20 protein-coding genes and 3 pseudogenes are annotated in these 20648 nt (G+C 67.3%); 10 read left to right on the top strand and 13 right to left on the bottom strand.

Going from position 1 to position 20648, the window contains the following annotated elements; genetic code table 11:
- Window positions 1–22: 22 nt before the first annotated feature.
- The 8 genes and pseudogenes from ACQEUR_RS02200 to ACQEUR_RS02165 form a co-directional block, all read right to left on the bottom strand.
- The gene (locus ACQEUR_RS02200; RefSeq protein WP_433024484.1) at window positions 23–349 is read right to left on the bottom strand and encodes an IS3 family transposase; all 327 of its coding nucleotides are present in this window, start codon (window positions 347–349) and stop codon (window positions 23–25) included.
- The gene (locus ACQEUR_RS02195) at window positions 333–1724 is read right to left on the bottom strand and encodes an IS30 family transposase (RefSeq protein WP_433024482.1); all 1392 of its coding nucleotides are present in this window, start codon (window positions 1722–1724) and stop codon (window positions 333–335) included. The genes ACQEUR_RS02200 and ACQEUR_RS02195 overlap by 17 nt, the downstream gene beginning before the upstream one ends.
- Before the next feature lie 49 nt (window positions 1725–1773).
- Window positions 1774–2373: pseudogene (locus ACQEUR_RS02190) on the bottom strand (IS3 family transposase); the annotation flags it as partial.
- An 11-nt stretch (window positions 2374–2384) separates the two neighbouring features.
- Window positions 2385–2684 carry a transposase gene (locus ACQEUR_RS02185; protein ID WP_433024480.1) on the bottom strand — a complete coding sequence of 100 codons (300 nt, stop codon included), beginning with the start codon at window positions 2682–2684 and terminating at the stop codon, window positions 2385–2387.
- 194 nt (window positions 2685–2878) lie between these two features.
- Window positions 2879–3688, bottom strand: coding sequence for a hypothetical protein (locus ACQEUR_RS02180; protein WP_433024478.1), 810 nt, complete (start codon window positions 3686–3688; stop codon window positions 2879–2881).
- Between the two features lie 171 nt (window positions 3689–3859).
- On the bottom strand, window positions 3860–4339 hold the full coding sequence (locus ACQEUR_RS02175) for a polyketide cyclase (RefSeq protein WP_433024476.1): 480 nt from the start codon (window positions 4337–4339) through the stop codon (window positions 3860–3862).
- A 10-nt stretch (window positions 4340–4349) separates the two neighbouring features.
- Complete coding sequence (locus ACQEUR_RS02170) at window positions 4350–5099, bottom strand: class I SAM-dependent methyltransferase (RefSeq protein WP_433024474.1); 750 nt, start codon at window positions 5097–5099, stop codon at window positions 4350–4352.
- Window positions 5100–5121: 22 nt separating this feature from the next.
- Window positions 5122–5670, bottom strand: a complete 549-nt coding sequence (locus ACQEUR_RS02165) for a TetR/AcrR family transcriptional regulator (RefSeq protein ID WP_433024472.1) — start codon at window positions 5668–5670, stop codon at window positions 5122–5124.
- A 139-nt stretch (window positions 5671–5809) separates the two neighbouring features.
- On the opposite strand from ACQEUR_RS02165, the pseudogene ACQEUR_RS02160 reads away from it, so the two are divergent.
- Window positions 5810–6610, top strand: a pseudogene (locus ACQEUR_RS02160) (tyrosine-type recombinase/integrase); the annotation flags it as partial.
- 330 nt (window positions 6611–6940) lie between these two features.
- On the opposite strand, the gene ACQEUR_RS02155 reads toward ACQEUR_RS02160, so the two are convergent.
- The 3 genes from ACQEUR_RS02155 to ACQEUR_RS02145 form a co-directional block, all read right to left on the bottom strand.
- Window positions 6941–8806: a LamG-like jellyroll fold domain-containing protein gene (locus ACQEUR_RS02155; RefSeq protein WP_433024470.1), complete on the bottom strand. Its 1866-nt coding sequence runs from the start codon at window positions 8804–8806 to the stop codon at window positions 6941–6943.
- A gap of 846 nt (window positions 8807–9652) precedes the next feature.
- Window positions 9653–10111 carry a VOC family protein gene (locus ACQEUR_RS02150; protein WP_433024468.1) on the bottom strand — a complete coding sequence of 153 codons (459 nt, stop codon included), beginning with the start codon at window positions 10109–10111 and terminating at the stop codon, window positions 9653–9655.
- Between the two features lie 11 nt (window positions 10112–10122).
- The gene (locus ACQEUR_RS02145) at window positions 10123–11214 is read right to left on the bottom strand and encodes an IS630 family transposase (RefSeq protein ID WP_433024466.1); all 1092 of its coding nucleotides are present in this window, start codon (window positions 11212–11214) and stop codon (window positions 10123–10125) included.
- A 423-nt stretch (window positions 11215–11637) separates the two neighbouring features.
- On the opposite strand from ACQEUR_RS02145, the gene ACQEUR_RS02140 reads away from it, so the two are divergent.
- From ACQEUR_RS02140 to ACQEUR_RS02110, 7 genes and pseudogenes are all read left to right on the top strand, one after another.
- Window positions 11638–12165: a DUF6244 family protein gene (locus ACQEUR_RS02140; protein ID WP_433024464.1), complete on the top strand. Its 528-nt coding sequence runs from the start codon at window positions 11638–11640 to the stop codon at window positions 12163–12165.
- A 155-nt stretch (window positions 12166–12320) separates the two neighbouring features.
- Window positions 12321–12731, top strand: a complete 411-nt coding sequence (locus ACQEUR_RS02135; RefSeq protein ID WP_433024462.1) for a hypothetical protein — start codon at window positions 12321–12323, stop codon at window positions 12729–12731.
- A 3-nt stretch (window positions 12732–12734) separates the two neighbouring features.
- Window positions 12735–13190 (top strand): SitI3 family protein, encoded by a 456-nt coding sequence (locus ACQEUR_RS02130; protein WP_433024460.1) that lies wholly within the window; start codon window positions 12735–12737, stop codon window positions 13188–13190.
- Between the two features lie 1194 nt (window positions 13191–14384).
- Window positions 14385–14609, top strand: a complete 225-nt coding sequence (locus ACQEUR_RS02125) for a hypothetical protein (protein ID WP_433024458.1) — start codon at window positions 14385–14387, stop codon at window positions 14607–14609.
- A 386-nt stretch (window positions 14610–14995) separates the two neighbouring features.
- Window positions 14996–15595, top strand: coding sequence for an ABC transporter permease (locus tag ACQEUR_RS02120; protein WP_433024456.1), 600 nt, complete (start codon window positions 14996–14998; stop codon window positions 15593–15595).
- A 60-nt stretch (window positions 15596–15655) separates the two neighbouring features.
- Window positions 15656–15824, top strand: a pseudogene (locus ACQEUR_RS02115) (DapH/DapD/GlmU-related protein); the annotation flags it as partial.
- Between the two features lie 189 nt (window positions 15825–16013).
- The gene (locus ACQEUR_RS02110) at window positions 16014–16598 is read left to right on the top strand and encodes a transglutaminase-like domain-containing protein (protein ID WP_433024454.1); all 585 of its coding nucleotides are present in this window, start codon (window positions 16014–16016) and stop codon (window positions 16596–16598) included.
- Window positions 16599–16974: 376 nt separating this feature from the next.
- Here the strand turns inward: ACQEUR_RS02110 and ACQEUR_RS02105 are convergent, their stop codons facing one another.
- Window positions 16975–17661, bottom strand: coding sequence for a response regulator (locus ACQEUR_RS02105; RefSeq protein ID WP_433024452.1), 687 nt, complete (start codon window positions 17659–17661; stop codon window positions 16975–16977).
- The gene (locus ACQEUR_RS02100; RefSeq protein ID WP_433024450.1) at window positions 17658–18824 is read right to left on the bottom strand and encodes a sensor histidine kinase; all 1167 of its coding nucleotides are present in this window, start codon (window positions 18822–18824) and stop codon (window positions 17658–17660) included. Before ACQEUR_RS02100 ends, ACQEUR_RS02105 begins: the two co-directional genes overlap by 4 nt.
- Window positions 18825–18994: 170 nt before the next feature.
- Between ACQEUR_RS02100 and ACQEUR_RS02095 the strand changes: the two genes are divergently transcribed.
- Window positions 18995–19894, top strand: coding sequence for an ATP-binding cassette domain-containing protein (locus ACQEUR_RS02095; RefSeq protein WP_433024448.1), 900 nt, complete (start codon window positions 18995–18997; stop codon window positions 19892–19894).
- Window positions 19891–20643 (top strand): ABC transporter permease, encoded by a 753-nt coding sequence (locus ACQEUR_RS02090; protein ID WP_433024446.1) that lies wholly within the window; start codon window positions 19891–19893, stop codon window positions 20641–20643. The genes ACQEUR_RS02095 and ACQEUR_RS02090 overlap by 4 nt, the downstream gene beginning before the upstream one ends.
- The last annotated feature ends 5 nt before the right edge of the window (window positions 20644–20648 follow it).

The raw sequence follows: 20648 nt of genomic DNA, 5'->3' as shown, positions 1-20648 counted from the left end.
TGGTCGTAGTTTGAAGTGACCCCTATCGGCCGGACACCTCGATGTCTGTCAGGGACTCTTGGTGGATCTTCTCGTAGGTGTCGGGGCTGACGTTACCCAGACGACTGTGCCTGCGGCGCGGGTTGTAGAAGCCCTCGATGTAGGAGAAGACTTCCATCTCCAGTTCGTGTCGGGATGGCCAGGCGCGGGTGTAGACGAGTTCGGTCTTCAGGGTGGCGAAGAACGTCTCGGCCATGGCGTTGTCGAAGCAGTCCGCGACCGAGCCCGTCAAGGCCAGGACGCCACAGGAGCGCAGGGTGCGGCCGGACTCGAACGACGTGTACTGCTTGGGTTCAACCGGTGGTTGCAACGCCTGCTGGTTGGAGCAACCGTAGCTGCTCGTCGAGAGCCTCGGCGGGGGTTTTCCAGTCGAGGATCTTGCGTGGTCTGTTGTTGATCGTTGTCTGGACGGCGAGGAGGTCGTCGCGGTCCCAGCGGGACAGATCGGTGCCCTTGGGGAAGTACTGGCGTAGTAAGCCGTTGGTGTTCTCGTTCGTGCCGCGCTGCCAGGGCGAGTGCGGGTCGGCGAAGTAGACCGCGATGCCGGTGTCGATCTTTAGCTGGGCATGTGCGGAGAGTTCCTTGCCGCGGTCCCAGGTCAGGGATCGCAGCAGTTCCTCGGGCATGGCGGTCATCGTGGTCTGGAGTGCGTCCTTCATCGCGATGGCGCCGTAGCCGCCGAGGGCGGGCCCGTTCTTGACTGGCGGGACGGTTCCATAGCCTTCGAGGCGTGGCAGGTGGACCAGGAGCGTGTATCGGCTGGTGCGCTCGACGACGGTGCCGATGGCGGAGCGGTTCAGCCCGATCATGAGGTCGCCTTCCCAGTGACCGGGAACCGCTCGGTCCTCGACCTCGGCGGGTCGTTCGCTCAGGACGACATCGGCAGTGACGTGCCCTTGCGGCCTGTTACGAGAGCGTTCACGGGGCTTGCGCAGCGCCCGGCCGGTCCGCAGGCAGGCCACCAGCTCACGCTTGAGCGCGCCCCGTCCTTGGATGTAGAGCGCCTGGTAGATCGCTTCGTGGCTGATGCGCATGTCCTCATCGGCAGGGAAGTCGACGACCAGCCGTCGACTAATCTGCTCCGGGCTCCAGGCCGTCGCCCAGCGGCGGTCGGCGTGGTGCGGCTTGTTCAGCCCTTTCCAGGTCGTCGGGGGCCCGGCGGCGACTGTCCCGTCGGGACGGCGTAGCTGCCCGCTCAGTCGTGTCTGCACGTACTCCTGCAGTTGCGGGTTGCTCGCCAGCTTCGCCGGCTTGGGTCGCCGCGCGGCGACCTGCGCCTTCCACTGCGCCACGGTAGCCCGGTACTCGCGCTTACCGGCGCGGGTTGCGGCGTTGCGCCGCAGTTCGCGCGAGATCGTGCCCGGGTCCCGTTTGAGCTCCCGGGCAATCGCGCGAACACCATGCCCCTGCGCCTTGAGCAGAGAAATCTCCTCGCGCTCGGAATACGACAGGTAACGGCCGGAGGGCTCGGCCAGGCTCAACGGCGGCATCCCGCCAGCGTGACGAAACCAGCGCACCGCAACGGGCGTCGACACACCGAGATCGAGCGCCGCCTCCTCGGTGCGCTTGCCCTGCGCGATCAGCCGCCAGAACGCGCGCTCCACATGCCGTGCCGGCATCGGCCTACCCGGCGAACGCATCGCCGGCCGCAGCGCCCGATCCGCCTGCTGCTGACGTCGTGCCATCGAACACCTCCGCGATCACGAGGCGTTGCGACGACCAGTTGAATTCGCCCTGCGTGCCGCGATCCGAATGATGGATCACCTGCTCCGGTGCTGGTCGGCGATGCTGGATTGCCATGCCGACGGCGTCGAGGATCAGCTCGGTGCGTAGGTGATCGGTCATCGCCCACCCGACCACACGCCTGGAGTACGCGTCGACGACCACGGCAAGGTAGAGGAACCCTTCCCAGGTGCGCAGGTAGGAGATGTCCGCGACCCACAACCGGTTCGGGCCGGCGGCGGTGAACTGCCGCTGGACGAGGTCGGGCGCGGTCGCCGGCGTCGCGGACTTGCGGCGGGCTTTGCCGCGCCGACGCCGGTGGGCGCCCTCGATTCCGGCCAGGCGCATCAGCCGGGCCACGGCCTTGCGATTCCACCGGTGACCCCGATCGTGTAACTCGGCGGTGAGCCGGCGGGCGCCGTAGACGCCCCGGTGCTCCGACCACGCCCGTCTGGTCACGTCGACGCGGGCTTGGTCGTGACGTTTCCGGTCGACCACGCGTTGTCGACCGGCGCGTAGCCACTGGTAGAAGGCGCTATGCCCGACGCCGAGGAGCCGACATAACAGACGGACTGGATAGGCGGTCTTCTCCGCGGCGATGAACCGGTACACGTCGGTCCGGTTCACCGCTCCGTCTCGCGTGCGAAGAAGACCGCGGCTTTTTTCAAGATCTCCTTCTCCAGCTCAAGCTGGGCGACCTGCCGCCGCAGCCGCAGTAGCTCGGCCCGCTCGTCAACACCCAGTTCGCCACGACCGGAGTTGCCGCCGTCACGTTCCTGTCGCAGCCGGTCGACCCAGTTACGCAGGGTCTCGTGGTTGACGCCCAGCTCACGACCCACATCACGGATCGTGCGGCCAGAATCCAGCACCAACGCCGCTGCCTGACGCCGGAACTCCTCGGGGTACTTACTCTGTCGAGCCAACGCGTTTCCTCCTCCTTGGCAGGATGCCAAGTCAGGAGGTGTCCGGTCTCAGGGGGTCACTTCAGACCTCGCACTGTTTCGACGCCACTCCGCAATGGCTCCCGGCTCACTCTTCTGCCGCCGATCGTGCACGGCCGGCGTCACGGACAGCAGGGCATCCAGGCCGGCAGCCGATCGTGCCGAACGTCGCCGTGTCAGGTTGAGCGGTCGGTTCGCGGCACGATCGGGTCAATGGGCTGGCTGGGGCTGTTCTCGGCCTCAAGCCAGTCGGCGAGGTCGAACGTGCTGCCACACATGCTGCAGGTGGCCCGGCCGAACAGGTATGTGAGGCCGTCAGCGAGAGTCGTGTCGCCGCCTGCGGTGGCGATGCTGTGAGCCCACCCACCGATGCCTGTCAAACCTCCGGGCGAAGCGGGATGCAGCGAGACCCGGTGGATGTCGCCGTCGTCGTGGTCGCGGATTGCCGAGTAGTGGCCATAGTCGCCGATCACGATCGCGAGCCGGGTAGCGCAGTGTGGGCAGCGCAGGTGGTAGTGCTCATCGGTGAAATCCAGGCTGATCGAGGCCCAGAACGTGTAACCGGCGAGGGCGAGTGAGTCCTGCAGTCGCCCGACCAACTCGGGACCGGCGCATCCTGGCAGGCGGGCTTGGGCGAGACGGTGCAGTACCGCGAGGGCCGCCGGGTTGGCCCGCACCAGGTCGTCGTGCTCGTCGTACCGGTGCAGAGTTCGTACGATCACCGCCGCGAGGTCCAGCGCCCGGTCACGATGCTCGTCGGTGCCGGACTGCGCGAGCCGGGCGAGTTCGGGCAACGCGGCGAACCCCGCCGAGCAGCAACACTCTCCCTCCACAACGAGCCGATTTTCGAGTTCGTGCCACACGGTGGCATCAGGTGAATGTGCGAGCCGGTCGAGCAGCACGCTGACGCTGACACCCGGGTCGCCCCGCACATCCCACGTCGAACGCCAATCAATCACCGAAGGATCTAACACCACCGCCGTCAAGCCCCAGGAGCCCACAGCGCCTTGAGACGCCGTCGGAGCACTCGGTTCAAGGTCCCGCATCCGCCTCTGCCGCCGTCCGTGCGCGCCGCACGGAGCCCGAGTCGTCACGCTCCGTGATCGACGTCCGTGTCGGTCGACGTCCGGGACTGCCGATGAGCGGACGACTGATCCTCACTCCGTACAGCGTTCGGCGAGTTGCTTGAGGGTGAGTAGCTGCCGTCGGGCCATGACGAGGTCCCCGACGGACAGCCCGAGAGCAACCAGACGGTTTGTCCGCATCACGATCTTGAGCAGCAGGCGCGTTGTGTTGTCCTCGTCGGGTACCAGGACGTAGGACACAAAGGCCCTCATGATCATCCCCGTCAGTTGCTTCCCCGGCTCGACCGAGAGGATTCGGCCCCACCTCCGCCCACCAGCGGTGGTGAACGCTTCTCCCACTCGGGGCTCGGGCAGGCTGACCAGGTGCCGAGGCGAGTGGCGGCCGAGATTGTCGATCCAGTCATAGGAGTACGGCGCCAGCCGTACCTGGGCGATCCACGGCCATACCACTGTGGCAGGCGCATTCACTCGTACCCCTCGCCATACCTGCAGTACGGGTGAGACGACGAAGTCGTCGCACGGATAGGCACGCAAGACTTCGCTCTCGGTCACGCCCCACCGGTCACCGAGCATGTGTCCGCCTTCCACCCTGGCCCAGCACCAGTGTGGTGCGCAGGTCGAGTACGACGGTGCCGCCGAAGTCTTCGACCAGCCGGCCGAGGGCGGTCAGGGCACGCTGTTGCTGCTCCGGCGGCCGGGACAGGTACGGCCCGAACGTACGCACCAGGCCGAGATAGCGGTCCTTGTCGAGTGGCAGGTCACGCCGGAAGACCTCCTTGCGGACGTTGGTGAACTGCCCGTGGTCGACGACGTCCCGGTGGAACCAGTCCGCGGGCCGCTCCCGCGCGGTGGGATCGATGGAGTGCAGCGCGGATCGGATCGCCGCCCGTTGGCCGGGGTCGGCGTAGTCGTAGCGATGACCAAAGATCGCCAGTGTGCCGCCGGGCGCGAGTGCTTGCCGAGCATGGGCGTTGCGGGTGGCCGGGTCCAGCCAGTGCCAAGCCATGGCGCACGCCAGTACGCCCACCCCACCGGCGGGAGGCATCCACCGTTCGAAGGTGCTGGCGTGGGTGCGAACGTCGGGAAATCGCGTGGCCAGCAACGCCGCCATCCGCGGATCGGGTTCGAGGCAGGTCAAGGGTGCGCCGATACGGGCGAGCACCTCGGTTCCCTTGCCGGTGCCGGCGCCGATCTCGACCACGGACGCTGGCGTGCCGCCATGGTAGGCAACGATCTCGTCGGCGATCTCGGGCGGATAGCCCGGCCGGGCGGTCTCATACTGGTCGGCTACCGACCCGAAGACGTCCACCATCTCACGCCCCAGGTCGTCCGGTTCACGACGTCGCCTCCGCGCCCCGCAGGGAGTCGATCGCGGCCTGGCTGCCCTCGCTCAAATCCATGCCCAACGCCTGCAGCATCACCACCAACGCGCCGAGCGCGAGCGTGCCCCGCAACTCCTGCGGTCCCGCCATAGACAACTGCTCCACCTCCTCCACAATCCCGCCGATCACAGCCCGGCAGCGCGCCGCGACCACCTCGTCGGAGCGGGCCACCGCGCAAGCCTGCAACCACATGCCGGTGACGACGCCGTCGGCGATCAACGCCCGGAAGCCGGCGCGCATCGCGGGCAGCGGATCACCCGGGTTCTGGGCCGTCGCCTGGTGGAGCACCTGCCGGATGCGGGCCTCCATCCCATCCACGCAGGCCAGGAACAAGTCGCGCTTACTGCCGAACAGTCGGAAAACGTACGGCTGCGACACACCCATTTGATCGGCCACCTTCTGCACCGACGCCGTCGTCAGTCCGTGGTCCGCGAAGACCCGCATACCGATGTCGACCGCGTCCGTACGGCGCCGCGGTGCCGTGCTGCGCTGCGTTCCCATGCCCGCAGCCTTACACTAGTAACCACTTACAAACAAGACCGCGCGTGAACTGCGGCCATCCGCTCCACTTCTGATTGGGTGCGCACATCTGCCGCACGGGGCCTTGGCGCTGGCGTCGCCTGGTGACGCACCGTGAGGTATGACTGCCTCTCCCGGTTCCGGTCCCAGTGTCGTCTCTTCTGATCGTCTCGTTCTCCGCGCGGCGGTAGCCGCCTACCCCGGTCGGTACCGGGGTGACACGCGGCTGCACACCGGGTCCGACCTGCGGATCTTCCTGTCCTGGTGCGGCAACCAGGACCTGCCCCCGCTGTCCGTTGCCCGGGTGGATATCGAGCGGTACGTGCGTTGGCTGCAGGACGTACGGCGTCTCCAGCCCTCGACCGTCTCCCGCCGCCTGTCGGTGGTCGTGGGCTTCTACCGCGTCTGCGTCATCGACGACATCCTGCCCCACTCATCAGCCGACTACGTCCGCCGACCGACCGTGCCACCCGAATCACCCACCCTCGGGCTGGGTCACCTGCAGTTCGAAGCACTGATCACCACCGCGCGACTATCAGACAACCCGCACGACTTCGCCCTGATCACCATGCTCGGCCTCCTCGGGCTACGGATCTTCGAAGCCTGCGGCGCCAACATCGCTGACCTCGGCGAGGAACACGGCCACCGTGTCCTGAGGGTTCGCGGCAAGGGCGGCAAAGTCGTCCTCGTGCCACTGCCGCCGGCAGTCGCCAGGGCCGTAGACCGTGCGGTCGATTGTCGTCTCGACGGTCCGATCCTGCGCAACACCCTCGGGACGCGGATGGACCGACACGCCGCGACCCGCCGGCTCAAGCACCTCGCCGCCAACGCCGGGATCCGGATGCCGAGGATGCACCCGCACATGCTGCGCCACACCTTCGTCACCACCATGCTCGACGCTGGCGTCAGCGTCCGCGACGTCCAGATCGCGGCCCGCCACGCCGACCCCCGCACCACCACGCGCTACGACCGCGCCCGCAAGAACCTCGACCGCCACCCATCCACATCCTCGCCGCCTACATGGCCTCCGGGACATGACCGTGCTGACCGGCGCCCGCACATGCCGAAAGTAGTGCCTTCGATCATGGCGCTGGAAGCGATTGCAGGAGCGGCAAGGAACACAATCCCTGCCTCGCCCGACGTCGCGTCGAAGTCCTCCACGCCATGCTCCGCAACAAGACCACTTACCAAGCACGACCCGCCGCCGTTTGACGAAACCCATAGGGACACCCCGGGCAGGACAACACCGGCGCTACGCGTACGGGGTCAGGAAGTCCTTCGGGCGCAGGGCCTTCGCGGTGATCCGGACGTCGCCGATCCAGCCGTAGAAGCCCTGGCTGTACTGGTGGTCGAACGAGGTCGCGCCGATTACGAACGGCCGGCCCAGTGTGGCGATACCGGTCGACGGTTGGCTCGGGTTACGGGCGATCTCCGAACCGTCGACGTGCACGACGGTGCGCCGGGAGTCGTTCACCACCGCGAGATGCATCCAGCGGCCGGTCGGCAGCGCGTGGCTCCACGAGGTCGGGTCGGCGTCCTGTCGGTGGGCGTAGACGACGTACTGGAGGAACCGCTCCGGGGAGATGTTCAGGCTGCACGTGCACTCCAGCGGGGACCAGCCGGTCGTCTTGCCGGCGTCCCCACTCCGCCCCTCCCAGCTCATGATTCCCATCCAGGCGTGGTCGCCCTGGTACGGATCGGGCAGCTTGACGAACGCCTCGATGGTGTATCCGTCGGTGAACTTCATGCTGTTGATCGGCGCGTTCGGACCGGTCCGTAGGACGGCGCCCCGGTCCGGGCTCTTGCCGCCGTCGAAACGGAGGCTGGCGTGCGCCGGCTGACCTCGGTGGTGCTCGGTCGAGTATGTCAGTGTCTCTGCGGAACCCGCGCCGATCCGCGCGACGGTCAGGTCGTTGCCGTTCCCGCTCAGGTCCCGCACCACCGCGCCGTCGGAGACGGGGCCGCCCGCCGTACCCGTGGCGAGGCCGTAGGAGTCGAACCGCCAGTATCCGACGGTGCCGCGCGGCAGCACCGCCACCGGCGGCCGGGGCGCGGGCTGCGGCACGGGGGCGAACCCGCCGAACCGGGCGGCGAAGTCGATCTCCATGCTGAACCGGTCGACCGGGCCGGTCAGCTCGATGGTCTCGGCCTCCAGCGGCGTCCGCCTGGCCGGGTCGCGGGCGAGGAACCAGGGCGCGAAGGTCTCGACGTCGATCACGCCACGGACCAGGTCGAAGTGGTAGAGGCGGATCATCGCCGCACCGCCGTAGTAGCGGTCCTGGTAGTTGGTGATGTGGATCGCCACGTCGTTGCCGGCGGCGTTGCGCAGCGTGGTCCGGCCGGGCGGCCAGTAGTGGCCGTTCAGGGTGAGGAAGACCTGGTCGTTGTCCCGGATCAGCCGGTCCCAGAGTCGCTGCCCGTTCTCTGACAATTGCGCCTGGCCGGCGTCGTCGGCCCAGGCGAGGTCGTGGGTGGTGAGGATAACCGGCAGCGTGCGGTGCTCATCGATCACCTGCTGTGCCCAGGCCAGCCCCTTGTCCGAGGCCCGCCAGTCAAGCGCCAGCACCAGCCAGTCCTGACCGCCGGCCCGCAGCACGTGGAAGCTGTTGTAGCCGTCCGCTGAGGCGCCACCGAAGGTCGGCATGCTGGCGAACCGATGCGGCCCGAAGGTGCGCAGGTAGACGCTGTCGCCGCGCTGGTCGTCGCCGCCCCGGATGTCGTGGTTTCCGGCGAGGACGCTGTACGGCAGCTTGCCGTCGAGCCCGCCGAAGGTCTTTCCGGCGAGGGTGATCTCGTGTTCGCTGCCGTGTTCGGTGACGTCGCCGAGATGGGCCATGAAGACGATGTTCGCGTCCCTGCGCTCCTGGGCGAGATACCGGAACGTCGCCGCCAGGGGCTCCGGGTCGGAGCTGTCCTCGTCGAAGAGGTACTGCGTGTCCGGCAGCACCGCGATCGCGAACCGGGGGCTCCGGGGGTCGAACGCCCCGGCCGGCGCGGCGGCGGCCGACGTCAACGGGGTGCCGAGCAGGGTCGCGCTGGCGCTGGCCGCGGGCGCGACGAGCGCGGCCTGCAATAGGGCGCGCCGATCGACCCGACGCTGCTCGCCGTTCGTTGCCATCTGGTCTCCAAGCTGGTGATCGGCCCTTGCCCGGACACTGTCCCGGGTCCAGGTGAGCAGCCCACGACCCGGGGTTGAACGACACATGCCACGAACGGAAGATCAACTTGGCCGACCTTACTGGCCGAGGCCGGGAACCCAGACCGCCACCGGGACCGCGATCCTCTGACCTACCGGGGCAACGAGAGTTCGCCGCTCGGCGGCGGGAACCCGCGCCGTCCGGCAGTCGGGAGGCGGGTGCGACGGGGCCGCCCGGACCACCCGGGAACGGCTCGCGCACGGCTGACCAGCCCGTCGGCCGGTCGCGGTGGGATTGGCGCTACCGCCGAGGTAGGGGTTCCACGCGCGTGAAGAGGAGTGGCGACGACACCGACACGGGACCGCGCGGTAGCTGACGCGGTCACTACGGCGACGCACCGACGTATGTGCCCCGCTCCTAAGATCGGGATGAGGGTAGCGGCGACACGATGAGCGGCCGTCCGAGCCGGCGGCGCCGCCCTCCCGCTACCACCGTGATTACGCTGTCGCTTCCCGAGGGGCGGACCTGGTCTCGGTGCCGGCAGGTTGGGGCGCCGTTCGCGTGGTGGTGGCTGTATGCCTGCCTACGCTGGACCGTTACCGGGTCTGGGGCACCCGGTCGCTGTAGCTGATCCGCTGATCAGCCGCTGTCGCCTGTCCGACACTGCGATACCGTATGCCCGATCGGTGGTGAGGGGGCTGGCCGTCGGGTGAGTGAACGGAATGCCGGGACTCCTCACCCGTTACCAACGAGCCGTCACGCTTGGTGTTCGGCGTTCCGTGGCACCCGGCATCCTGAACTGTCGATGAGCGGATGCTGTGTACTTGTTACGTCCGGTTGCCGTCAAGGTTCAACGGGGGCATGGGCGACCCGCCCGGCAACCAAGTGTCGAGGAAGCTGTCTTGGACGGCGATATCTACCAGCTCGACGCGGATGCCGAGACTGTCGAGGCGGTGGTAGGCGAAGGACCGCCCGTAAGGACAAGAGTCGAATTCCACGGGCGCTCCCCGGTCCTGCAAGAGTTGCTTGTCGATCCGAATGTCCCTGGACCAATAGCCGATGTGGTCGAAGCGAGAGCCGGCCGTCGCGTCCCAGGGACTTCCGGCAGGCCCCTGGATCACTTCGAAGAACGGCGGTCCTCCGGCCGAGAAGACGATGCTGTAGCTCCACTCGGCCAGTTGCCCTTCCCGCATGGGGCTCCACTCCACGCCCAGTACCCGAGTGAGTTCGGTCGTAGCACGATGGATGTCCTGTACGACAAAACACAGATGATAAAAAACGTTCACCTAGTGCCTCGTCATGCAGCCTTGAACGGGTAATCGGGGTGGCGGATCTTGGAGCCGGTGGCGAATGCGGTTTTCGGTCGGGTGTGTTGGTTGCGCCAGCGGATGTAGTCGCCGATGGCGATGTCCTGCTCGGCGTGGCTGCGGTGGTCGGTGCCGTTGAGGGCGAAGTACCGCACCGCGGCGAACTCGGCCTCGATCCAGTTCAGCCAGGACGCGTAGGTCGGCAGGAAGACCAGGTCCACCTGGTTGGCGGAGCACCAGGCGCGCACGTCGGGCTGCTTGTGCGGGGAGAAGTTGTCCAGGATGAGGTAGAGGCGCTGGTCGGGCCAGCGGCGACGCAGGGTCTTGAGGAAGCTGAGGAACTCGCGCCAACGTTTGCGGTCTCGGATGCGATAGTGCAGCTTGCCGGTGGTCAGGTCCAGGGCGGCGATCATGTGCCGGACGCCCTGGTCACGGGTGTATGTGGCCCGCAGCCGAACTGGTTGTCCCTGGGGTCGCCATGCGCGACCAGGGCGGGGTTGCAGATTCAACGGGCCGAACTCGTCGACACAGAGCACCCGCCCGTCAGCGGGTGGGTGGTCGTAGAGGTCCAGGACCCGGCGCATCTTGGTGGTGAAGTCGGGGTCCGTGCTGGCCTTCCAGGTCTTGGTGGCCTGCCAGGACACCCCCCGCTCATGCAGGATCCGCCGGACAGTCTCGACGCTGATCGCATCGACGTGACCAGAGGCGATGAGGTAGTCGCGCAGCTTGGTCAGCGACCAGCAGGAGAAGGGTTGGCCGAGGAAACGGGGGTCGCACCGAGCGGTGACGCAGATCCAGTCGCGGGTCTGCTCATCGATCCGTCTCGGTGCGCCCCCGCTCCATTTTGGGTCCAGCGCGTCGAACCCCCGATCGTTGAACACATGGATCACGTCCCGCACGTAGTCCTCGGTCACCTTCAACAAGTGGGCGATGTCCGGGGCCGGCTGCCCCTGGGCGGACATCAGCACCACGATCGCCCGGCGCAGCTTCACCGGGTCCTTCGCGGTCCGGGTGATCCGCTGCAACCGCTGACCCTCGGCCATCGACACCTGCCGGACGAACACCTCCGGGCGTCTGCCCACCAGCCATCACCTCCCACCACGAGCGTTGGGAGACAGCCTGCCCGATAGATCCTCAGAACTAACGGATTACACGATCAACGTTCCAAGACGAGGCACTAGCTGGCGGCGTACCGCAGGGACCCTCAGAACCTGTCAGCGCTGGTAGCACGGTCTGCGGATCACACACCGACCACACGGGGCCGGCGCCGGCGAGCATGATGAGTCAACGTCGTTCACCAGGGGTCACCGGCGACCGAGCACACATGGCGCACACACCTGTTGATCACCGATCGGGTAATCCGGGGTTCATCCGAGCCGGGACGCGGGCAGCAGGCCTTGGTCGCCTACCCTGTCATCGACGCAGGCGACCCGGCGTTCACTCGCTGACCGCTCGGCCGGCTGCGTCAGTCGCGGTCTCCCCCGACTCGATGAGGATCGGCAACGATGTCACAGACCGACGCGATCAGCGGCGAGTTGCGGGCAATGCTGGCCGGCATCGACCGAGCCCAGTCCACCGCCGCCGCGACCCAGCACGAGGCTGAGCAGGTGGCGGCGAAGGCCGCAGCCGCAGGCTTCACCGGGATCGCCGCCGGCATGACCCAGGTACGGGAGGCGATCAGGGACCTCCAGGCCCGGCTGAACAGTGCCGGCGGATCGGTCAACGACGCATCGGCCGCCGTGGCCGCGGTACCCAAAGAGGCATCCCCAGCCGAAGTCATCACCGCCCTCACCCGGGTAACCGACAAGATCGATACCGCCCACCAGGGAGTCGGCTCGTCAGTCAGCAGGGTCGACGAGACCAGAACCCTCGTCACCCGGGTCCTGCAGGGCGGAGATCCGGGACCACTGCTGTCCATGCTCGGCACCATCAAAGAGATCCTCACCTCGGTGGCGCAGCGCGGCGGCGTGGCCAAGCAGACACTGACCACCGCTGTCAACGACGCCCGCCGGATGGGCAACTCGGGAAACTAGACCGGGCTGGCGGCAGCCTGCCGGCCAGCCCTCCCCCCACGTCTGATGCCCCCAGCAACACCGACGGAGCGGTGTGGACCAAGCCGGCGACTGGTCGAGCCGGTGGGTCACCGACCGGTTCGCGGACAACCGTCGGTCAGCGGCAGGACGCGAGCGTGCGGCGCTCGCTGGAGCGGGAGAACGAGTGTGCCGACATCCTGGCCGACCAGGGCTACCGGGTGCACCAGAATCCGAGCAGACAGGAAGTGGCGGAGGCACGGGCACGTACCGGCGACAGGGGCCATCCGGGCAAGGACCCCGACTATCTGATCGAGGGCCACGTTTTCGATTGCTACGCTCCGGGCGGAACAAAGTCGGTGCGCAACGTCTGGAGCGTGGTACGCGAGAAGGTCGAGGATGGGCAGACCGAGCGGGTTGTGCTCAACCTGCGCGACTGGCGGGGCGACCTCGGCGCGCTACGGAAACAGTTCGACGACTGGCCCGTCGATGAGCTGAAGGAGCTGGTGGCGGTCACGCCTGCCGGCAAGGTCGTACAACTCGTGGCGCGCCCGAGCGGGAAAGGCTGACGCATGGCTGTCGAATACCGGTTGACGATGGCCGGGAAGATCCCCCTCGACCAGGTGGCTGAGTCCATGATGCCCGATCCCACCAACCGGCCCACACCGACTGACAAGCCTGGGCTGCTCAGCGCCGACCTGCTGGACCGGCAGGGCTTCACGCTGATCGTGCGGCATGGCCGCAACGGCTACTACGAGGCCGACGACAACGGCACGATTTGGGAGTGGGAACCCGACATCTACGTGAACGTGACCTTCCGCATGGCCAAGGAAGGCGACGTCGACGCCGGCGTCCGAAACATGCTGACAGCCGTTTCCCGCCTGCTCACCAGCCACACCGAGGATGCCGCCCTGATCCTGAACGGTGACGCGCTGCTGTTGACCCGCTTCGGCGACACGCTCCGCAAACACAGCCGGACGGTGTGGTGGGACCACTACGACTTCGTCGACGACGTCATCTCCGGTTGAAGTATCAGAAGATGTGCCGAGTCCGGGAGCAGGCCCACGGCCTGTGAGACCAACCAAAGTCTGGACCCTTTGTACCTGATTTGCGTCAGGGTCGAACGACTTCCTCACGTCTGCCCACGCGCGATCAGCTAGGTCGCCATGCTTCCGGCGTTGACGCCGCGCCGCGCTTGCGCTCTTTGACAAGGGCGGCATCCGTTCTGGCCCTGATGGTTCACCGGCGAACAATCCCGTCGTCGATGTCGTGGTGGCTCCACCACGTCGCCATGTGTTTGCGGAACGCGCCATCGCGCGTCAACAGTAGCCAGCCCCTACCCGCCAGGGCTGAGGACAACGCCGCTCAGTTAAGGCGACGCGCTGGTTGTCAATCTGCGAACCACTGGTAGCGCGCGATTCGGGGAACCCTTGTCCTCTCGGCCGCCCCCTGCGTGGAGGGGGCGGCTCGGAGAGTCGGGTCAGGCGTGCCACTTTCGCCGCTGACCCCATGGAAACCTCGATCAGGTTAGGCTGATCGCCAGGGGGTGCAGATATAGCCCGGATCACGGCACAGCCGGACGCTTCTGGGCCCGACGTTGTCCAAATTGTATTCCATGCAGGCGCCACCGCGCGCTGGCGCGTAGTAACCCGGGACCCAGGATCCGTTGCGGTAGATCACTTCCCCCCAATCCTCCCCCGCGCCCGCGGGGCGGCAGAGTCGCATCGTGTCATGATTGTTGAAGAGTTCGAGGGCTACACCGTTTGCGTCTATGCGGAGATTGTGAGCACTTGCCGGCGATGCTGTGGTGCTAACGAGTAGGGCGGCGAGTCCGATCGTGAGCACTGCCGCCTGTACGGCCAGTCTTTTTAGCACTTGTGCCTCCCTCGGGCAGGTCATACCCGATTAGAACTACGGCAGCCCGGAGGCTGCTTGTCGGTAGACGGCGGACAAACCGCACCCGGAACGCGCCCAGGACGAGGCGGCGGGCGTTGGGCTATGTCTGCACGGAATCCCGTGGCTTCCGTCTTCGCAGGCCCTCCTTCTGTCGAGGTTGTTAAACAGAATTGCATAGGTCGACTTCATTTGGATTTCAGTTGACCCAGGCGCGCCCGCCTGCAGGCGCGGCGGCACGGCCACGAGGATCGCCCACAGTGGATGGCTGCCGCACATAGAGTGCGGGTGCGCTCCGTCTCCGACGGTAGGAATTCCGCAGCGGGCACGTGGCCTGCCTCGGCTGGAACCCGGGCCAGCGCGAGGAGCTTCAATCCCTGCTGTTCGCAACCCTGCGCAGCCCCGAGGTCACCGACTACCTCCAGAGAGAAATTCGATCCGGCCATCCCCTGCGCAAGGTGGAGCACGAAAGCGTGCAAAGGACCTCGCAGGAAGTTCCGACCGGCCGTTCCGGATCCACCTCGTGGGTCGTGGTCGGCGTCGCGATGGCGTGACACCGCAGCCGGTGAGGGCCCCCAAAGCCGATCGCCGCCGCCTTCGACAAAGGGCCGCCGAACCCGCCCGACGCCCTGCTCGGACGCGGCCTCCTCCGCGCCACAACGCAGCCCTACGAGGTACCTCTCGCCGCGACACACTCCCGCGACAGCGTTCCCGCCACCGCTGTACGTCACGATCACGCGAGACGCCGACGAGGTGGTCTGGCGCGACTGGCACGGGCACCCAGCGCCGAATCACACCCGAACTGCGCTTCCCCACCAGCGAATACGACACCGAGGTCGCCCGCGCCGAGACCACCGCGCAGCGCCTCGGCATCGACTCACCCGGGCCCCGGGTCCGGCTGGGCGGCCGGTGGTTCAGCGTCGTCGGCATCCTGGCACCGGTGCCGCTGGCACCCGAACTGGACGGGTCGGCCCTGGTCGGCAGGACGGCGGCGCAACGCCTGCTGGACTTCGACGGCTCACCGACCACCGTCTACACCCGCTCGGCGGAGCAGTCGGTCGAGCAGGTCCGCCGCGTCCTGGCGGCGACGGTCAACCCGCAAGCGGCCAACGAGGTGGAGGTCTCGCGGCCCTCCGACGCGCTGTCGGCGGCCCGGGCCGCCGACGGCGCCCTCAACGGGCTGCTGCTGGGCCTGGGTGCGGTGGCCCTGGTCGTGGGCGGGGTCGGCGTCGCGAACACCATGGTGATCTCGGTGCTGGAGCGGCGGGCGGAGATCGGGCTGCGCCGGGCGCTGGGGACCATCCGCGGCCAGATCCGGCTGCAGTTCCTGTGCGAGTCGCTGCTGCTGTCCACGCTGGGTGGGGTCGCGGGAGTGCTGATCGGGAGTGCGGTCACGGCGGGCTATGCCGGCTACCGGTCGTGGTCGCCGGTGATCCCGGTGTGGGCGCTGGCCGGTGGGGTCGTCGCCACGATGATGGCGGGGTTGTATCCGGCGGGACGGGCGGCGCGCCTGCCACCGAGCCAGGCGCTGTCGCACTGACCGGCGGGCCAGACCCGTCCGGGCGGCCCCGCCGGCGAACTCACCAACCTGCCCGGCCGAGGCGACACCGTGGTCGGCCACGACGTCTGGTTTCGGCCACAGCGCGACGGTCATGCCCGGTGTTCGGATCGGCCACGGCGCCGTCATCGCCTCCGGCGCCGTGGTCACAGACGACGTACCCGAGTACGCCATCGTCGGCGGCAATCCTGCCCGGCCCATCCGCACCCGCACGGCACGCACCGCCCGAGCGCTTGGGCAGGCTCTCGTTCTGCCGGAACGTGATCTTGTCGCCGGATCGCGGTAGCTTCAGGTGACAGAGCGGCTGGCCTGGATCGGGACGGTGCCGTTGCGGCCGGGAGGATGGGGCTTGCCGGGAGGGGAGAGCTACGCCGGCTTGGATCGTGAAACGGAGGCAGGCGTGCGACTGGTAGCGGTCGACCCATCGGAGTACCTGGACGGTGATGAGATCGTCGAGGCCGACCATCCGGCAGTGCTGGCGCTGGCCGCCGAGTTGCGCGCGAGGTACCCGGGTGATGTCGACTTCGCGCGGGCCGCCTATGAATGGGTCCGTGACCGGATCTGGCACTCCGTCGACGCCAGGGACCCGCGCGTCACTCTCACCGCCAGCGAGGTGCTCTCCGCCGGCGTCGGGCTCTGCTACGCCAAGTCGCACCTGCTGGTAGCCGTGACCAGGGCCGGCGGTATCCCGGCCGGACTGTGCTACCAACAGCTGGCCGGCGAGGCCGGGCCGGTCCTGCACGGTCTGGTTGCCGTCTACCTCGGCTGCCGCTGGCACCGACAGGATCCGCGCGGCAACCGCACCGGCATCGATGCCCGGTTCCGGCTCGACCGCGAGCAGCTCGCCTACCCGATTCCCCGGGGGTCGGCGGACCGGGATCTTCCCGAGGTACATGTGCGGCCCTCGCCCGCCGTGGTCGCGGCCCTGCGCGGCGCACACGACGTCCTCGAACTGTGCCGCAGCGGACTCCCCGCCGCACCCTGACCTATCCGCGCCGCCCCTCACAGCGACACTGAGGATCTGGACCTCGGCGCCGGGCTGGCCGAACAGGTGCCCTCGTCCCCGCTGAACGTGCGCGCGGACGTCGCTGTGCACCTCCCCTGGCGTGGACCAGGTCGGAGCCGACGGCGGACCTCCCGCGCGGCCGACGCGTCCGGGTACGCCAGGACCAGTCGGTAGGACCCGCCGGCACGCGCATCGAAGTGCTCCAACCGGCCGGTCATCGGTCGGGTGGTAGCCAAACGGCAAGCGCGTCAGGGGGAATTGGTCAGCGCGGTGGATATCCGGTCCGCGAGGCGCTGATGACCCGGACGGCGGTGTCAGTCCGACTCATCGCGGGCGCGGCCGTCGCGTTCGTAGCTCACGCGCGAGCCGAACGTCCTGGTGAATGTGTGGAGGCGATATCGTTTCGCAGCGCGTAGAGGACGAGTTGGACGCGGTCGCGGGACTGGGTCTTGGCGAGGAGGTTGCTGATGTGGGTCTTGACGGTGGGCATGGAGAGCCAGAGCTGATCGCAGATCTCCTGGTTCGACAGCCCCCGCGCGATCAGTATCAGGACCTCGCCTTCTCTGGCGGTGAGGTGGGCGGGTCTCTGCGGCTCGGTGATGGGTGCGTTGTGGGCTGCGGTGTGGCTTCGGAAGGTCGAAAAGAGGCGCCGGGTGGGGCCGGGCGAGATTACGGAGTCACCGCGGTAGACGGTGCGAACCGCGTCGATGAGCTTGTCAGGTGGCGTGTTCTTGAGCAGGAATCCCGCCGCGCCTGCCTCGACGGCTGTGATGACGTATTCGTCGGTTTCGAATGTGGTCAAAATGACGATTCGAGCTTGGGTGCCCTCGCTGATGAGTTGCCGAACGGCGGTGAGCCCGTCGGTGCCAGGCATCTGGATGTCGAGCAAGAGAACGTCGGGCTCGGCTCGGCGGTGCTGGCGGATGGCGTCCGCTCCATCGCTGGCCTGCCAGAGGACGTGCAGGCCTTCCTGGGCGTCGAGGATCATGGCGAGGCCGGCGGTGAACAGGGGGTCGTCGTCAACGAGGCCGATCGTGATCACGGCCGGCTCCAGGGCAGGTGAACATGCACTCCCCACTCGGCGGTGGCGGCATCTCGGCCTGCTTTGAACGCACCGCCGTACGCGCGAGCGCGCTCCTGCATGCCGATCAGGCCGTGTCCACGTCGCTCACCGTTCAGCGCCGTGCTCGTGACTCCGTTGACGACCGTCATGTCCAGTCTGTCGGCATCAATGGTCAGGCGGACCGCGATCGGGGAACACCCATGTTTCATCGCGTTGGTCAGGCTTTCCTGGGCGATTCGGTAGGTGGTCGAGCTGATGCGGCTCGGGACGGAATCGATGTCTCCGTCCACCTGTAGTGTGATGGTTTCACCCGGGGTCTGGAGCGTGTCGATGAGATCGGCGATGTCCTGCAGGGACGGGTTGGAGCGGACGGATACCTCCTCATCTTCGGTGCGAAGGACATCGATCACGTCTCGCACGTCGTCCACAGCCGTTCGACTGAGGCGAGCGATGTCAGCGAGCGATCGGTCAGCCCGGGTGGGGTCGGACTCGAGAATGTATCGGGCGCCCTCAGCTTGGACGGCGATCGCGTTGAGCGAGTGGCCGAGGATATCGTGCATCTCTCGTGCGATACGGTGGCGTTCTTCGAAGACGGCGAGACGCCGTTCAGTGTCCAGTTGCCCTTCCAGGACCGCGGCCCGTTCAACGGCCAGCTCGTAACGCGTCCGACGCTGCCGCCGCAGGATTCCGAGGGTCGCGGCAAGCGAGATCGCCGCGCTGACGGACGCGACCGCGAACCCCCGTGTCTGCCAATCATCAGTCAGAGTGGTCGACCGCGCCATGGCGGCTAGTCCGCCGGTGTATATCGCTGTCAGAAACAGCCATCGCCACGGTGGGACGAGCTGGGTCTGCGTCGTGTAGGCGGCAACGAGACAGGCGAGCCCTGCAAAGATGGTGGGGACATCGAATACCACGAGGTGAACCAGAAGAAGCGCCGCGAGGACCGTCAGCGCTGTGCGCGGCGTCCTGCGGCGGAATGTCACCGCGAGGGACACACCGACCAGGATAAGAACGTATCCGATGTACTCCCCGGTCGTGAATGCGACCGGCGGCACGCGAAGAAGGCCGATGGCGCACAGGATGAGCCCTGCCGTGATGTCGCCCGTTAAGGAGTGAGTCACGAAGCCGGGAAGCCTCGTCACGACGAGGTCGCTCTGGTACGTGCCACGATTCGCCACGCTACCGCGCGGCCGGGGCGGACGACTCATACCGCAGTATGAAACTGGTCTCCGGGCGGTTCAGCCTGCGGCATGATCCTCGGCCCGGCCGGGCCGGAGATCGTGGAAGGCGTGACGTATGAAGCGAAGCGCCGATGAGCGCCGTTGTCAAAACCCGGGCACTGACCAAGGCGTTCAAGAACCACACAGCGGTCGACTCTCTCGATCTACACGTCCCGCAGGGCGTGATCTACGGCTTCCTCGGCCCGAACGGGTCGGGAAAGTCCACGACCATGAAGATGCTGCTGGGGCTCACCCGGCCCACGAGTGGCGAGATCGAGCTCTTCGGCCAGCCGCTCACGCCGGCATCTCGCACCAAGCTGCTGCCCTCGATCGGCTCGATGATCGAGGCACCACCTGGCTACGGCCACCTGAGCGGGGCCGAAAACCTGCGAATCGTGCAGGACATGCTCGACCTGCCCCCGGCTCAGGTCGAACGAGCCCTCGCCACCGTGCGGCTCCGTGCGCACAAGGACAAGCTCGTGCGCAACTACTCCCTGGGCATGAAACAGCGCCTCGGTATAGCGATGGCACTCGCTCGTGACCCGTCGCTGCTCGTGCTCGACGAGCCGACGAACGGGCTCGACCCGGCCGGCATCGAGGAGATTCGCGACCTGCTGGTCGCGCTCGCCGGTGAGGGCATCACGGTCATGGTCTCCAGCCACCTCCTCGACGAGATCGACAAGATGGCCAACGTCATAGGCATCCTCGCCAACGGAAAGCTGATTTTTCAAGGCGCCCGCGAACAACTCTTCGCGCACTCGATCCCCGACTTGATCATCGAGACACCGGACCCCGCCGCCGCCCTCAGAGAGGGGATCACCGCGACCCAGGAGCCCGACGGCCTGCGAGTCACGGGCCTCGACAAGGACCAGGCCGCCGAACTGATCTATCGGCTCGCCACGGCCAGGGTTCCGATCCACCAGGTCCGCCGCGTCCAGCAGAGCCTCGAAGACGTCTTCATGGACCTCACCGGACGAGCGGGCCTGCTGTGACGCGCGCGATCAGGTTGGAGTTCCGCAAGATGCGGCGCCTCCGGACGATACCAGTCGTCGCCGCGCTCGTTATCGCGGTCGCGCTGCTCAGCAGCGTCTGGCAGTTCTCCAGCAGTACACAGAACACGTTCGATGACCCCAGCGAGGTGCCGTGGGCCTCGTTTCTGCTGACCTACACGCTGATGGCCGCGATGACCTCTCCGCTGCTGACCGCCGTGATCGCCAGCCGTCAGACCGACATCGAACACTCCGGGGCCGGATGGACTCTCGCCGCGACCGCCGGATACACCCCGGGCGCGCTGTGCCGGGCCAAACTCGCGGCCCTCGCCCTCATCCTGCTGCCGGCCACGGCAGTCCAAACCCTGCTCGTGATCGGAGCCGGCCTCGTCGCCGGGATGCACGTGCCCACCGACATCGGTCCGTGGCTCGGCTACACGGTCTGGCTGTACCTGATCAACACGGCCTTTTGCGCACTGCACATCTGGCTCGCTGCCCAGGTCGAGAACCAACTCGTCAGCGTCGGCCTCGGAATGCTCGGCGCTTTCCTCGCCGTCTTCAGTCTGTTCATGCCTCCCGCCGTCACCCGCCTGATCCCGTGGGGGTACTACGCCGTAATCACCCACATCACCCAGGACGGTGACGGGTTCGCCTACACCACCCCGCAGTACGCCTGGCCGCTGGCGTTTCTCGTCGTCGCCACCGCCGCGTTCGCGCTCGGCACCCGCCGCTTGAACAGTATCGAGAGGTAATTGCG

Source organism: Plantactinospora sp. CA-290183, assembly GCF_050936375.1.
Classification (GTDB): Bacteria; Actinomycetota; Actinomycetes; order Mycobacteriales; family Micromonosporaceae; genus Plantactinospora.
The sequence above is the reverse complement of the archived record's forward strand: the minus strand, read 5'-3'. Positions and strand labels throughout refer to the sequence as shown.

Bases quoted from the DNA above. Each gene is read 5' to 3' on its own strand.
- ACQEUR_RS02195 (WP_433024482.1), bottom strand. From the start codon at position 1,724: ATGGCACGACGTCAGCAGCAGGCGGATCGGGCGCTGCGGCCGGCGATG.
- ACQEUR_RS02170 (WP_433024474.1), bottom strand. From the start codon at position 5,099: ATGGTGGACGTCTTCGGGTCGGTAGCCGACCAGTATGAGACCGCCCGG.
- ACQEUR_RS02165 (WP_433024472.1), bottom strand. From the start codon at position 5,670: ATGGGAACGCAGCGCAGCACGGCACCGCGGCGCCGTACGGACGCGGTC.
- ACQEUR_RS02155 (WP_433024470.1), bottom strand. From the start codon at position 8,806: ATGGCAACGAACGGCGAGCAGCGTCGGGTCGATCGGCGCGCCCTATTG.
- ACQEUR_RS02140 (WP_433024464.1), top strand. From the start codon at position 11,638: ATGTCACAGACCGACGCGATCAGCGGCGAGTTGCGGGCAATGCTGGCC.
- ACQEUR_RS02130 (WP_433024460.1), top strand. From the start codon at position 12,735: ATGGCTGTCGAATACCGGTTGACGATGGCCGGGAAGATCCCCCTCGAC.
- ACQEUR_RS02095 (WP_433024448.1), top strand. From the start codon at position 18,995: ATGAGCGCCGTTGTCAAAACCCGGGCACTGACCAAGGCGTTCAAGAAC.